Here is a 13,143-nt window from a genome sequence, read left to right as displayed (position 1 = left end):
TTTCGTGCAGCCGAGTTGGTTACTCGCCCTCGGTGTGCTCGAGCAGGCCGGCGTGGATCTCGCGCAGCGCGATCGACAGCGGCTTCTCGCGCGGGCCGGGCTCGACCAGCGGACCGACGTACTCCAGCAGCCCCTCGCCGAGCTGCGCGTAGTAGTCGTTGATCTGCCGCGCACGCTTGGCCGCGTAGATGACCAGGGCGTACTTCGAGCTGACCTTTTCCAGCAGGTCGTCGATCGGCGGGTTGGTGATGCCCTCGAGCTTCTCGCCCGTCGTGCCCTGCGCGGTGGTGGTCACTCGCTTAGTCTCCTTGCTTCATTGGCCGGCGATCCGGGCACGCGCTCACGAGCTGTCCCCGCGCTGCCCTGCCGTTGACTCACGATCTGTGACAACCAAGGTTAGCAACTCGCGTGCCGCCCGCTGCACATCGGCATTCACCACGCACGCGTCGAACTCGCCCGCAGCGGCCAGTTCTCGCTTGGCCGCCTCGAGCCGGGCCGCAACCGCGGCGTCGTGCTCGGTGCCCCTGCCGGTGAGCCGGTCGACCAGCTCCTCCCACGACGGCGGCACCAACATCACCAGCTGGCACTCCGGCATCGCCGCTCGTACCTGGCGGGCGCCTTGCAACTCGATCTCCAGCACCGCGTCCCGGCCGGAGGCCAGCGCCTCCATCACCGGCGCGCGCGGGGTGCCGTAGCAGTTGCCGGCGAATTCCGCGTGTTCGAGCAGCTCGCCGTTGTCGACCATCTTCGCGAACGTCTCGCGGTCGACGAAGTGGTAGTGCTCCCCGTCGACCTCGCCCTGCCGCGGGGCGCGGGTGGTCACCGAGATGCTGAAGAAGATCTCCGGCGCCAGTTCACGCAGGACGGAGATGACGCTGGACTTGCCGACCCCGGACGGACCGGAGACGACAGTGAGCCGGTGCCGGGCCTGACCCGACACCGGCTCACCGGTGCGCTTCACTCCCCGCTGAACTCGGCGAGCAGAGCCTTGCGCTGCCGCTCACCGAGCCCGCGCAGCCGACGGCTGGCGGCGATCTCGAGCTTCTCCATGGTCGCCTGGGCGCGGACCTTACCGACACCCGGCAGGGCCTCGAGCAGCGCCGAGACCTTCATCTTGCCGAGAACCTCGTCGTTGTCGGCCTGCTTGAGCACGTCGGCCAGGGTGGTGCCACCTCGCTTCAGCCGCTCCTTGAGCTCCGCCCGAGCCCGGCGAGCCGCAGCAGCCTTCTCCAAGGCAGCGGCGCGCTGTTCCTCGGTCAGCTGGGGAAGTGCCACGATGTCCTCCGAATTGATTATGGTCGCTTCGTCGCCGCGACGTTACCTACCCGCGACCGACCACCACAACGCGGGGTCAGCATCTTCGGTTTCCGGCTCCGACGTGCTGGTCGGATCTGTCGCGGATGGCGTCTATACCAACACAAATCGCCTCGTGTAACAACGATTCCGTGATCATTGGCGGCAACTGATGAGTTACTTCACGTCGGCCGCCACGCGGCGGAACGCCGCGCGCAACGCCTCCGGGTCGGGCCCGTGCCGCAGGATGTCCCGGGACGAGGTCGGCAGCACCACGTTGCGGCCGTCTGAGGCGCTCTGAGCGCCGCTGACGCGCTCTGCGGAGGCAGCCCCGAACAACCGCCGCAAATCGTCCGCTGTGGCACCCTGAGCGCCGAATCCGGGCGCCAGGACCGGCCCGTGCAAGCGGCTCAGGTCGATGTCCAGTTCGGGCAGCGTGGCGCCCACGACCAGGCCGACGTTGCCCAGCGGCTCGCGGCCCGCGTTGTGCTCGGCCGCCGCGTCGACGATGTCCTGCGCCACGCGCCGCTGCAGCTCGTGGCCGTCGGGGTTGGAGGTCCTGGCGAGCACGAACAAGCCACGCCCGGTCTCGGTCGCCATCTCCACGGCGGGCCGCAGCGAGCCGAACCCCAGATACGGCGACACCGTGATGGCGTCGGCGGCCAGGGGCGCCTTGTCCGACAGGTAGGCGCGCGCGTACGCAGCCATGGTCGAGCCGATGTCGCCGCGTTTGACGTCCAGCAGCACCAGTGCGCCGGCCGCGCGCAGTCCTTCGATCAGGCGCTCCAGGACCGCGATCCCCGCGGCTCCGTAGCTTTCGAAGAACGCCGACTGCGGCTTGACCACCGCTGCTTCCTTGCCGAACGCGTCGACACAGGTCTGCGCGAACCTGGCCAGGCCGAACGGGTCGTCCGGCAGCCCCCAGGCCGCCAGCAGCTCCGGGTGCGGGTCGACACCGACACACAGCGGGCCGCGTTGCCGGATCGCGGTCAGCAACCGCGCGCCGAAGGTCATGACTGCCTCGCCCGCAACGCCGCCTGCAGCTCTTGCAGCGAGCGCACGCCGATGTCGCCGCGGATCGCCGCCTCGATGCCGTGCACGGCCGCCGACAGGCCCTGGATGGTGGTGACGCACGGGATGTCCCGGGACACCGCCGCAGTACGGATCTCGTAGCCGTCGATGCGGGGCCCGCTGTTGCCGTACGGGGTGTTGATCACCATGTCCACCCTGCCGTCCAGGATCATCTCGACGATGTTCGGCTCGCCGTCGTCGGTGCTCTCGTAGTGCTTGCGCACCACTGTGCACGGGACGCCGTTGCGCCGCAGGACCGCCGCCGTGCCCGCGGTGGCCAGCACCTCGAAGCCGAGGTCGGCCAGCCGCTTGACCGGGAAGATCATCGAGCGCTTGTCCCGGTTGGCCACCGAGACGAACACCCGGCCCGACGTCGGCAGCGACCCGTAGGCGCCCGCCTGGGACTTGGCGAAGGCCATGCCGAACGAGGAGTCCACACCCATGACCTCGCCGGTGGACTTCATCTCCGGCCCGAGCAGCGAGTCGACGCCCTGGCCCTCCGGCGTGCGGAACCGGTGGAACGGCAGGACGGCCTCCTTCACCGCAACCGGGGCCTCCGGCGGGAGCGTGCCACCGTCGCCGGAGGCCGGGAGCACGCCGCTGGCGCGCAGCTGTTTGATCGACTGCCCCATCATCAGCAACGCGCACGCCTTGGCCAGCGGCACACCGGTCGCCTTGGACACGAACGGCGCGGTGCGCGAGGCCCGAGGATTCGCCTCCAGCACATAGAGCACGTCGTCCTTCAACGCGTACTGCACGTTGAGCAGCCCGCGCACGCCGACGCCGCGGGCGATGGCCTCGGTGGACGCTCGCACGGCCTCCAGGTCCGTCACGCCGATGGTGATCGGCGGCAACGCGCACGACGAGTCACCGCTGTGCACGCCGGCTTCCTCGATGTGCTCCATCACGCCGCCGAGGTAGAGCTCCTCGCCGTCGAACAACGCGTCCACGTCGATCTCGATGGCGTCGTCGAGGAAGTTGTCCACCAGCACCGGGTGTTCCGGTGTGACCTCGGTGGCCCGCTCGATGTAGCCGGCCAGGTGCTGCTCGTCGTAGACGATCTCCATGCCGCGGCCGCCCAGCACGTAGGACGGGCGCACCAGCACCGGGTAGCCGATCTCGTCGGCGATCCGCTTGGCCCCTTCGAACGACGTGGCGGTGCCGTACTTCGGCGCGGGCAGCCCGGCGGCGCGCAGCACCTCACCGAACGAACCGCGGTCCTCGGCCAGGTGGATCGCCTCGGGCGAGGTGCCGACGATCGGCACTCCGGCGTCCGCCAGCCGCTGCGCGAGCCCGAGCGGCGTCTGACCACCGAGCTGCACGATGACGCCCGCGACGGTGCCACTCTCCTGCTCGGCGTGCACCACCTCGAGCACGTCCTCGAACGTCAGCGGCTCGAAGTACAACCGGTCCGAGGTGTCGTAGTCGGTGGAGACCGTCTCCGGGTTGCAGTTGATCATCACCGACTCGTAGCCGGCGTCGCGCAACGCCAGTGCGGCGTGCACGCACGAGTAGTCGAACTCGATGCCCTGGCCGATCCGGTTCGGCCCGCTGCCCAGGATGAGCACCTTGGGCCGTTCGCGCTGTTCGGCGACCTCGGACTCCGCGGCGGGGTCGAGCTCGTAGGCGCTGTAGTGGTACGGCGTCCGCGCGGCGAACTCGGCGGCACAGGTGTCGACCGTCTTGAACACCGGCCGGACACCCAGCCTGTGCCGCAGCGCCCGCACGCCGTCCTCGCCGGCCAGTTCGGGCCGCAGCGCGGCGATCTGCCGGTCGGAGATGCCGTACCGCTTGGCCTTGCGCAGCAGCGACTCGTCCAGCACCGGCGCGTCCACGATCTGCTTGCGCAGCTCCACCAGCGCCAGGATCTGATCGACGAACCACGGGTCGATCCCGGAGGCTTCCGACACCTGGTGCACGGTCCCGCCGAGCCGCAACGCCCGCTCCACCGCGTAGAGCCTGCCGTCCCGCGGCGTGCGCAACTCCTCGAGCGTCGACTCGAGCGTCGCGCCTTCCGGATCCGGCCGGGTCCAGAAACCGGCGGCCTTGGTCTCCATCGACCGCAGGGCCTTGCCCAGCGCCTCGGGGAAGCTGCGGCCCAGCGCCATGGCTTCGCCGACGGACTTCATCGTGGTGGTCAGCGTCGGGTCGGCGCCCGGGAACTTCTCGAACGCGAACCGCGGCACCTTGACCACGACGTAGTCCAGGGTCGGCTCGAACGACGCCGGCGTCTCGCCGGTGATGTCGTTGCGGATCTCGTCCAGCGTGTAGCCGATGGCCAGCTTCGCGGCGATCTTGGCGATCGGGAACCCGGTGGCCTTCGACGCCAGCGCGGAGGACCGGGACACCCGCGGGTTCATCTCGATGACCACCATGCGGCCGGTCTCCGGGTGGAAGGCGAACTGGATGTTGCAGCCGCCGGTGTCCACCCCGACCGCACGGATCACCTTGATGCCGACGTCGCGCATCTGCTGGAATTCCCGGTCGGTCAGCGTCATCGCCGGGGCCACGGTCACCGAGTCGCCGGTGTGCACGCCCATCGCGTCGACGTTCTCGATCGAGCAGACCACGACCACGTTGTCGTGCTTGTCGCGCATCAGCTCGAGCTCGTATTCCTTCCAGCCGAGGACGCTCTCCTCGATCAGCACCTCGGTGACCGGGGACTCCTCGAGGCCGACGGCGGCCATCCGCTCCAGATCCTCGTGCGTGTGCGCCATGCCGGAGCCCAGCCCGCCCATGGTGAACGACGGCCGGATGACCACCGGCAGGCCGAGCTCGGCGACCGTCTCGCGGACCTCCTCCATCGAGTGGCACACCCGGCTACGCGGCACGTCGGAGCCGATCGCGCGGACGATGTCCTTGAACTTCTGCCGGTCCTCGCCGCGCTGGATCGCGTCGATGTTCGCGCCGATCAGCTCGACACCGTAGGCGTCCAACACTCCGCGTTCGTGCAGCGCGACGGCGGCGTTCAGCGCGGTCTGCCCGCCCAGCGTGGCCAGCAGCGCGTCCGGGCGCTCACGCTCGATGACCTTCTCCAGGTACTCCGGGGTGACCGGCTCGATGTAGGTCGCGTCGGCGAACTCCGGGTCGGTCATGATCGTCGCCGGGTTGGAGTTGACCAGGCTGACCCGCAGGCCCTCCTCGCGCAGCACCCGGCAGGCCTGGGTACCCGAGTAGTCGAACTCGGCGGCCTGGCCGATGACGATCGGGCCGGACCCGACCACCAGGACATGCTCGATGTCGTCGCGCTTAGGCACCGTGGGCCTCCATCAGACCAACGAACTGGTCGAACAACGGTGCGGCGTCATGGGGTCCGGCCGCCGCTTCCGGGTGGTACTGCACGCTGAAGGCGGGCACGTCGAGCGCCCGCACACCTTCCACACACCCGTCGTTCGGGCAGTAGTGGCTGACTTCCGCCGCACCGAACTCGGTCTCGAACCGCTGACCCGGCTCACCCTCGAGAGCGAACCCGTGGTTCTGCGCGGTGATCGCCACCGACCGGGTGCGCACGTCGACCACCGGGATGTTGATGCCGCGGTGGCCGTAGCGCAGCTTGTAGGTGGACATGCCCAGCGCGCGGCCGAGGATCTGGTTGCCGAAGCAGATGCCGAACAACGGCACTTCGCGGCGCATGACCTCGCGCGTCAGTTCGGTCGCGTGGTCCATCGTCGCCGGGTCACCCGGCCCGTTGGACAGGAAGACGCCGTCCGGCTCGACATTCATGACCTCGTCGAACGAGCTGGACGCGGGAAGCACGTGCACCTCGATCCCGCGCTCGGACATCATCCGCGGGGTGTTCGACTTGATGCCCAGGTCCAGCGCGGCCACCCGGAAGCGCTTCTCCCCTTGCGCGGGCACCACGTACGGCTGCGGTGTGGTGACGTGCTTGGCCAGGTCGGCGCCCGCCATCGGCGGCGAGTCCAGCACCTGCTGGACCATCTCCTGCTCGGTCGGCAACTTCTCGCCGGAGAACACCCCGGCGCGCATCGCGCCGCGCTCCCGGATGTGCCGGGTCAGGGTCCGGGTGTCGACACCCGCGATACCGATGACGCCCTGGCGCTCGAACTCCTCCGCCAAGCTGCGCCTGGAGCGCCAGTTCGACGGGATCCGCGCGGGATCACGCACCACATAGCCGGCCACCCAGATCCGCGCCGACTCGTCGTCCTCGTCGTTCCACCCGGTGTTGCCGATGTGCGGCGCGGTCTGCACCACGATCTGGCGGTAGTACGACGGGTCGGTCAGTGTCTCCTGATAACCGGTCATGCCGGTGCAGAACACCGCCTCCCCCAACGTCGTCCCGCGGGCGCCGAACGGTTCACCGCGGAAGATGCGGCCGTCCTCCAACACCAGCGCGGCCGAGGGGGTCATGGTGCTGTTCATGCCGCACCTTTCCTGCTCGTCCATTCGGGATACACGTCCATGTCGTCACCACGGAAGCCGGTGTCCAGCAGCTCGTCGCCCAGCCGCCAGGTGATCACCAGCAGGCCGTCGGTGCCCATCACCTTCCCGGCCATCTTGCGTGCCGTGGTGACCTCGGTGATGGCCGACGCGGGGATGAAGAAGCTGCGCGCGCCGTGCCGCTCGACCACGACACCGCTGTCGTACCGCCGCAGGGTGGCCGGCCCGCGCATCCCCACACCTCGGGTGACGATGCGGTCCTGCCAGCGGCCGTGCGGCGTGGTCGCCACGTAGACGCCGTCGGTCGCCGCCAGCTCCTGCCCGAGGTCGTCGGCCTCCGGGACCTGGGGGAACGGCGCGTACCGGGCGCTCTGTTCGCGAGCTTTGCGTCGCCAGCCCAGCCACATCCCCCAGACCCCGAGCAGGAAGACCGCGAGGACCAGCAGCGTCAGCGCAAGACGTTCCACTAACGAACCTTCCCATCAAGCTGGGTGATCCGCCCACGCAACATGGTCGCCGTCACGGTGCCGGGCAGCGTCATCCCTTCGTACGGCGTGTTCGCCGCGATGCTGGCCAGCTCCTCGCCGCGCACCGTCCACTCGCGGTCCGGGTCGACCAGTGCCAACGTCGCCGGCTCGCCGACCTCCAGCGGCCTGCCGTGGTCGGCCAGCCGCCCGATCTCCGCCGGGCGTTCACTCATCACGCGGGCGACGTCGCGCCACGTCAGCAGGCCCGGACGCACCATGGTCGCCACGACCACCGACAGCGCCGTCTGCAGGCCGAGCATCCCGGGGCGGGCGGCTTGCCACTCGACGTCCTTGTCCTGCGGAGCGTGTGGCGCATGGTCGGTGGCCACGCAGTCGACCACCCCCTCGGCCAACGCCGCGCGCAACGCTTCGGTGTCTGCATCGGTGCGCAGCGGCGGATTGACCTTGTTCACCGGGTCGTAGCTGGTCAACCGCTCGTCGGTGAGCATCAGGTGGTGCGGGGTCACCTCGGCGGAGACCTGCGTTCCGCGTTCCTTGGCCCAGCGCAGTACGTCCACCGTGCCCTTCGTGGAGACATGGCAGACGTGCAGCTTGGCGTCGACGTGCCGGGCGAGGATGCAGTCGCGGGCGACGATGGCTTCTTCCGCCGCGGCAGGCCATCCGGCGAGCCCGAGCCGCGCGGCCAGTTCTCCCTCGTGCGCCTGGGCTCCGACGGTCAGCCGCGGCTCCTCCGCGTGCTGAGCCACCACCGCGTCCAGCGCACGGGTGTACTCGAGTGCGCGGCGCATGATCAACGGGTCGTGCACGCAATGCCCGTCGTCGGAGAACATCCGCACCTGGGCGCGCGAGTTGGCCATCGTGCCGAGCTCGGCGAGCTGCTCACCTTTCAGCCCGACGGTCACCGCGCCCACCGGGTGGACGTCCACCAGGCCCACCGCCTCGCCCGCCCGCCGGACGTGTTCGACCACGACGGCGTTGTCGGCCACCGGATCGGTGTTGGCCATGGCGAACACGGCGGTGTACCCGCCGAGCGCGGCCGCTTCGCTTCCGGTGGCCACGGTCTCGGCGTCCTCCCTGCCCGGCTCCCGCAGGTGGGTGTGCAGGTCGACGAAACCGGGCAGCAACACCTGGCCGTCCGCCTCGATCACCTCGGCGCCGTCCGGGGGCGTGATGCGCGGCTCGATCGCGGCGATCACCCCGCCGGAGAGCAGCACGTCGACCGGGTCGCCCTCGCCGTAGAGCTTGGCGCCGCTGATCAGAACATCGGTCATCGCGTCTCCGCTCGTAGGAGTGCTGGTCATGCGACTTCGCCTGCCGGGGACTGCGCGGCCAGCAAGTGGTAGAGGACTGCCATGCGGACGTGCACGCCGTTGCGCACCTGCTCGACGATCGCCGAGTTCGCCGCGTCCGCCACGCTGTCGGCGATCTCCATACCGCGCAGCATCGGTCCGGGGTGCATCACCACGGCGTGTTCGGGGAGCAACGCGGCCCGCGCGGCGTTGAGGCCGTAGCTGATCGAGTACTCGCGAGCGGACGGGAAGAACGCTCCGTGCATCCGCTCGGCCTGCACCCGGAGCATCATCACCGCGTCCGCGGTCGGCAGTTCGGCGTCCAGGTCGAAGCTCACCCGGACCCGGTTCGACTCCAGCCAGCTGGTCAGCGCGGTCGGCACCAGAGTCGGCGGGCCGACCAGCACCACCTCGGCACCGAGCGTGGTCAACAGGTGGACATTCGAACGGGCGACCCGGCTGTGCAGCACATCACCCACGATGACCACTCGCCGTCCCTCCAACGGCCCAAGGCGCTCGCGGAGAGTGGCGGCGTCGAGCAACGCCTGCGTCGGGTGTTCGTGCATTCCGTCACCGGCGTTGACCACCGAAGTGGGTGTGTCCGCCAGCCACGCGGCGAGGCGCTGAGCCGCCCCGGACGCGGGGTGCCGCACGATGACGCAGTCCGCGCCCGCCGCCGACAGCGTCAGCACCGTGTCGCGCAGGCTCTCGCCCTTGCCGACCGACGAGCCGCCCGCGGAGACGTTGACCACGTCGGCGCTCATCCACTTGCCCGCCAGCTCGAACGACACCCTGGTCCGAGTGGAGTTCTCGTAGAACATGGTGATCACGGTGCGGCCGCGCAGCGTCGGCAGTTTGCGCACCTCCCGGCCGAGCAGGGTGCGTTTGAGCTCGTCCGCGGTGTCCAGCAGCGCCGTCGCGGTGTCCCGGTCCAGACCTTCGGTGCTCAGCAGGTGTTTCACCGCTCTCCCCCGCTTTCGTCGGCCGCGGCGCGCAGCAGCACGGCGTCCCGGTCGTCGACCTCGGACAGCAGCACCGCGACCTCCTCGCGCCGCGAGGTCGGCACGTTCTTGCCCACGTAGTCGGCCCGGATGGGCAGCTCACGGTGGCCGCGGTCGACCAGCACGGCCAGCTGCACCGCGCGCGGTCTGCCGATGTCCCGCAGCGCGTCGAGCGCGGATCTGATGGTGCGGCCGGAGAACAGCACGTCGTCGACCAGGATCACGATGCGGTCCTCGATCCCGCCTTCGGGCAGCTGGGTCAGCTCCAGCGGCCGAGGCGGACGACGCCGCAGGTCGTCGCGGTAAAGGGTGACGTCGATACTGCCGTAGGGAACCTGGGTGCCGGAGAATTCGGTGATGCGCTCGGCAAGGCGCGCCGCCAGCGGTGCTCCGCGGGTCGGAATGCCCAGCAGCACCGGGGTCGGTTCGCTGGACCCGACTGCGGTCTTCTCGATGATCTGATGCGCGATGCGGGCAACGGTGCGCGCGACGTCACCGGCGGAGAGCAATTCGCGCTCGGCCGGGCCCGTCGCGCCGCGGGTGCGCGGCGCCACGTGCAGCTCCTTCCCCGCCTCACGGGACGGGTCGTTAAAGGATTTCGGTTCGACTACCCCGCGTACGCGCGGCAGCGTTCGCACCGACAGTAGCAGGGACTTGTTCTCAACCAACCGGGTGGTGTAGCCGTTTTGGTGCGATTCCCCCGGATGATCGGGTTGACCTGGTGACCACGAGCGGTAACCATTACGCTGAGTATTCACCTCACGAAGCTCGCCCGTCCGACAACAGTGGCGGGGCACAGGGAACGGAGAGATGAGCACATGGGCGATTACGCCAAGGCGCTGGGCGCCAAGCTCCGCGGCATCCGGCAGCAGCAGGGGCTGTCGCTGCACGGCGTCGAGCAGAAGTCCGGTGGCCGGTGGAAAGCGGTCGTGGTCGGCTCCTACGAGCGGGGCGACCGGGCAGTAACCGTCCAGAAGCTCGCCGAACTCGCCGACTTCTACGGGGTGCCGGTGGTCGAGCTGCTGCCGGAGGGTCGTGTGCCGTCCGGGGCGGAGCCAGCCACCAAGATCGTGATCAACTTGGAGCGCTTGCAGCAGCTTCCCGCCGAGAAGGTCGGTCCCCTGGCCCGCTACGCGGCGACCATCCAGAGCCAGCGCGGCGACTACAACGGCAAGGTGCTGTCCATCCGTACCGAGGACCTGCGCTCGCTGGCGATCATCTACGACATGACCCCGGGCGAGCTCACCGAGCAGTTGATCGAGTGGGGCGTGCTGCCTCCGGAGGCCAGGCCGGCCAAGGACGACAACTGAGAGCCCCTGACGGCTCTCCGGCTCGTCCGCGGGCAGGCGCACGCCTGCCCGACGCGGACGGCCACCAGAACCGGTGAGATGTCGCCGGGAAGGGGTGCGTCAGAGCACGGAGCGCAACCGGTCCGCGACCGTGGCCATGCGCCCGAGCACCCCGTTGACGAACCGCGGCGAGTCGTCGGTGGACAGCTTCTTCGCGATCCCCACCGCCTCGTCGATCGCCACCGGGTCCGGCACGTCCGACGCCCAGAGCAGCTCGTAGACGCCGACCCTCAGCACCGCGAGATCGACCGGCGGCATGCGCTCGACGGTCCAGCCTCTGGCGTACTCCGCCAGCAGTTCGTCGATGTGCTTGCGGTGCGCCGCCACGCCTTCGACCAGCGTGATCGCATAGTCCGGGACCGGGTCGGCGTCCGGCGACCCCACCCGCGCGGACAGGACCTCGGTCGGCTCCTCGGCGCGTAGGTGCGCCTCATAGAGCAGTTCCACGGCCCGCTGCCGGGCCGCGCGACGCCCGGTCATCGGCCGGGCCGATTTCCCGGTCAACTGGATGCACGGCCGAGGTAGCGGCCGTCACGGGTGTCGACCTTGACCTTGTCGCCGGTGTTGATGAACAGCGGCACCTGGATCTCCGCGCCGGTCTCCAGCTTGGCCGGCTTGGTGCCACCGGTCGAACGGTCGCCCTGCAGGCCCGGGTCGGTGTGCTCGACGACCAGCTCCACCGAGGTGGGCAGCTCGACGAACAGCGGGGTGTCCTCGTGGAAGGACACCGTCGCCTCGGTGTTCTCCAGCATGAACTGGGCGGCGTCACCGACGATCTCCGCGGAGACCGGGACCTGGTCGTAGGTCTGGGCGTCCATGAAGACGTAGTCGTCGCCGTCCTTGTACAGGTAGGTCATGGCACGCCGGTCGACTGTGGCGGTGTCCACCTTCACGCCGGCGTTGAAGGTCTTGTCCAGCACCTTGCCGCTGAGCACGTGCTTGAGCGTGGTGCGCACGAACGCGCCACCCTTGCCGGGCTTGACGTGCTGGAATGACTGGACGGACCACAGCTCCCCGTCCAGGTCGAGCACCATGCCGTTCTTCAGGTCGTTGGTGGTGGCCACTGGTTGCCGTTCTCCCGTGTTTGTCGTGCGCGTCTGGCGCGCCATGCCGTGCTATACGGTCACCAATTCCTTGGTCGACAGGGTGAGAACCTCGCTGCCGCCCTCGGTGACGACGATGGTGTCCTCGATCCGTACGCCTCCGCGGCCGGCGAGATAGACGCCGGGCTCGACGGTGACCGTCATACCGGCGGAAAGTTTACCGACGCCGGTCTTGGACAGACTCGGCGCCTCGTGCACCTCGAGCCCCACGCCGTGCCCGAGGCCGTGCGGGAACTCGTCGCCGTAGCCTGCGCGGTCGATGACTCCGCGGGCCGCGGCGTCGACCTCCGCCACGTCAGCGCCCGCGACGGCGGCTTCGCGCCCGGTTGCCTGGGCACTGCTGACCAAGTTGTAGAGGTCCCGCTGCCACGCGGCAGGCTGCCCGATGACCAGCGTCCTGGTCATGTCGGAGTGGTAGCCGCCCACCTGGGCGCCGAAGTCGAGTTTGACGAAGTCACCGTCGGCGAGCACGGCGTCGGTCGGCCGGTGGTGCGGAATCGCGGAGTTCGGTCCGGCGGCCACGATGGTGGCGAACGCGATGCCGTCCGCGCCGTGGTCGAGCATGAGGTTCTCCAGCTCACGCGCAACCTGCCGCTCGGTCCAGCCGGCGCGCACGCCGCCGTGCTCGATCAGATCGGCCAGGGCACGGTCGGCGGCGGCGCACGCCATGCGGAGCGCGTCGATCTCGCCGGGGTCCTTGACCATGCGGAGCTTCTCGACCAGCCCGGGTGTGCGCACCAGGTCGACACCTTCGGCAATGTCGGTGAACGCGTCGAAGGATTCCACGCTGACGTGCTGGCTTTCGAACCCGAGGCGGCGGTAGACCTCCGCCGTCTCGGCCGCATGACGCATCAAGGCGGCGGCGCTGGCGCGCTCCAGCACGGTTTGCAGGTCGGGCACCTCGACTTTGGCCTGCGTGGTGTAGCGCCCGTCGGTGCAGAAGACGGTGTGCTGTTCGCTGTCCGGCTCGTCGCCTGCGTGCACGAGTAGCGCGGCGTTCGACCCGGTGAATCCGGTCAGGTATCTGATGTTGCGCAGATCGGTGATCAGGATGGCGTCGACGTCCCGCTCAGCCAGCAGTTGACGTAGTGCTGCCCTGCGGCGGGGATGAACGTTCTCGGTCTGTGTTCCCGGCACGGGGCCCAAGCCTA

14 protein-coding genes are annotated in these 13,143 nt (G+C 69.4%); 1 reads left to right on the top strand and 13 read right to left on the bottom strand.

Annotation, left to right across the window (positions count from 1 at the left end):
- Window positions 1–19: 19 nt before the first annotated feature.
- From rpoZ to pyrR, 10 genes are all read right to left on the bottom strand, one after another.
- Complete coding sequence (gene rpoZ, locus YWM_RS0101765) at window positions 20–295, bottom strand: DNA-directed RNA polymerase subunit omega (RefSeq protein ID WP_028849260.1); 276 nt, start codon at window positions 293–295, stop codon at window positions 20–22.
- 45 nt (window positions 296–340) lie between these two features.
- Window positions 341–961, bottom strand: coding sequence for a guanylate kinase (gene gmk, locus YWM_RS0101760; protein ID WP_028849259.1), 621 nt, complete (start codon window positions 959–961; stop codon window positions 341–343).
- Window positions 958–1,275 (bottom strand): integration host factor, actinobacterial type, encoded by a 318-nt coding sequence (mihF, locus tag YWM_RS0101755; protein WP_028849258.1) that lies wholly within the window; start codon window positions 1,273–1,275, stop codon window positions 958–960. The genes gmk and mihF overlap by 4 nt, the downstream gene beginning before the upstream one ends.
- A gap of 195 nt (window positions 1,276–1,470) precedes the next feature.
- Window positions 1,471–2,307, bottom strand: coding sequence for an orotidine-5'-phosphate decarboxylase (pyrF, locus tag YWM_RS0101750; RefSeq protein ID WP_028849257.1), 837 nt, complete (start codon window positions 2,305–2,307; stop codon window positions 1,471–1,473).
- Window positions 2,304–5,621 carry a carbamoyl-phosphate synthase large subunit gene (gene carB / locus YWM_RS0101745; protein WP_028849256.1) on the bottom strand — a complete coding sequence of 1,106 codons (3,318 nt, stop codon included), beginning with the start codon at window positions 5,619–5,621 and terminating at the stop codon, window positions 2,304–2,306. The genes pyrF and carB overlap by 4 nt, the downstream gene beginning before the upstream one ends.
- Window positions 5,614–6,744 (bottom strand): glutamine-hydrolyzing carbamoyl-phosphate synthase small subunit, encoded by a 1,131-nt coding sequence (gene carA, locus YWM_RS0101740; RefSeq protein ID WP_028849255.1) that lies wholly within the window; start codon window positions 6,742–6,744, stop codon window positions 5,614–5,616. The genes carB and carA overlap by 8 nt, the downstream gene beginning before the upstream one ends.
- The gene (locus tag YWM_RS0101735) at window positions 6,741–7,229 is read right to left on the bottom strand and encodes a PH-like domain-containing protein (RefSeq protein ID WP_028849254.1); all 489 of its coding nucleotides are present in this window, start codon (window positions 7,227–7,229) and stop codon (window positions 6,741–6,743) included. The genes carA and YWM_RS0101735 overlap by 4 nt, the downstream gene beginning before the upstream one ends.
- Window positions 7,229–8,521, bottom strand: a complete 1,293-nt coding sequence (locus YWM_RS0101730) for a dihydroorotase (protein WP_028849253.1) — start codon at window positions 8,519–8,521, stop codon at window positions 7,229–7,231. The genes YWM_RS0101735 and YWM_RS0101730 overlap by 1 nt, the downstream gene beginning before the upstream one ends.
- Window positions 8,522–8,547: 26 nt before the next feature.
- Window positions 8,548–9,501 (bottom strand): aspartate carbamoyltransferase catalytic subunit, encoded by a 954-nt coding sequence (locus YWM_RS0101725; protein ID WP_028849252.1) that lies wholly within the window; start codon window positions 9,499–9,501, stop codon window positions 8,548–8,550.
- Complete coding sequence (pyrR, locus tag YWM_RS0101720; RefSeq protein WP_028849251.1) at window positions 9,498–10,094, bottom strand: bifunctional pyr operon transcriptional regulator/uracil phosphoribosyltransferase PyrR; 597 nt, start codon at window positions 10,092–10,094, stop codon at window positions 9,498–9,500. Before pyrR ends, YWM_RS0101725 begins: the two co-directional genes overlap by 4 nt.
- A 264-nt stretch (window positions 10,095–10,358) precedes the next feature.
- Between pyrR and bldD the strand changes: the two genes are divergently transcribed.
- Window positions 10,359–10,850, top strand: a complete 492-nt coding sequence (gene bldD / locus YWM_RS0101715; RefSeq protein ID WP_028849250.1) for a transcriptional regulator BldD — start codon at window positions 10,359–10,361, stop codon at window positions 10,848–10,850.
- A gap of 99 nt (window positions 10,851–10,949) precedes the next feature.
- Here bldD and nusB read toward each other — a convergent pair whose 3' ends face one another.
- The 3 genes from nusB to YWM_RS0101700 are packed head-to-tail and all read right to left on the bottom strand — an operon-like array spanning window position 10,950 to window position 13,129.
- Window positions 10,950–11,369: a transcription antitermination factor NusB gene (nusB, locus tag YWM_RS0101710; RefSeq protein WP_043659081.1), complete on the bottom strand. Its 420-nt coding sequence runs from the start codon at window positions 11,367–11,369 to the stop codon at window positions 10,950–10,952.
- A 20-nt stretch (window positions 11,370–11,389) separates the two neighbouring features.
- Window positions 11,390–11,953 carry an elongation factor P gene (gene efp / locus YWM_RS0101705; RefSeq protein WP_028849248.1) on the bottom strand — a complete coding sequence of 188 codons (564 nt, stop codon included), beginning with the start codon at window positions 11,951–11,953 and terminating at the stop codon, window positions 11,390–11,392.
- A gap of 51 nt (window positions 11,954–12,004) precedes the next feature.
- On the bottom strand, window positions 12,005–13,129 hold the full coding sequence (locus YWM_RS0101700; protein ID WP_028849247.1) for a M24 family metallopeptidase: 1,125 nt from the start codon (window positions 13,127–13,129) through the stop codon (window positions 12,005–12,007).
- Window positions 13,130–13,143: the final 14 nt, after the last annotated feature.

This window comes from Thermocrispum municipale DSM 44069 (genome assembly GCF_000427825.1).
Lineage (GTDB): Bacteria > Actinomycetota > Actinomycetes > Mycobacteriales > Pseudonocardiaceae > Thermocrispum > Thermocrispum municipale.
The sequence above is the reverse complement of the archived record's forward strand: the minus strand, read 5'-3'. Positions and strand labels throughout refer to the sequence as shown.

Excerpts from the sequence above, each read along its gene's own strand:
- pyrF (WP_028849257.1), bottom strand. The coding sequence starts at position 2,307 with ATGACCTTCGGCGCGCGGTTGCTGACCGCGATCCGGCAACGCGGCCCG.
- carA (WP_028849255.1), bottom strand. The coding sequence starts at position 6,744 with ATGAACAGCACCATGACCCCCTCGGCCGCGCTGGTGTTGGAGGACGGC.
- YWM_RS0101730 (WP_028849253.1), bottom strand. The coding sequence starts at position 8,521 with ATGACCGATGTTCTGATCAGCGGCGCCAAGCTCTACGGCGAGGGCGAC.
- bldD (WP_028849250.1), top strand. The coding sequence starts at position 10,359 with ATGGGCGATTACGCCAAGGCGCTGGGCGCCAAGCTCCGCGGCATCCGG.
- nusB (WP_043659081.1), bottom strand. The coding sequence starts at position 11,369 with ATGACCGGGCGTCGCGCGGCCCGGCAGCGGGCCGTGGAACTGCTCTAT.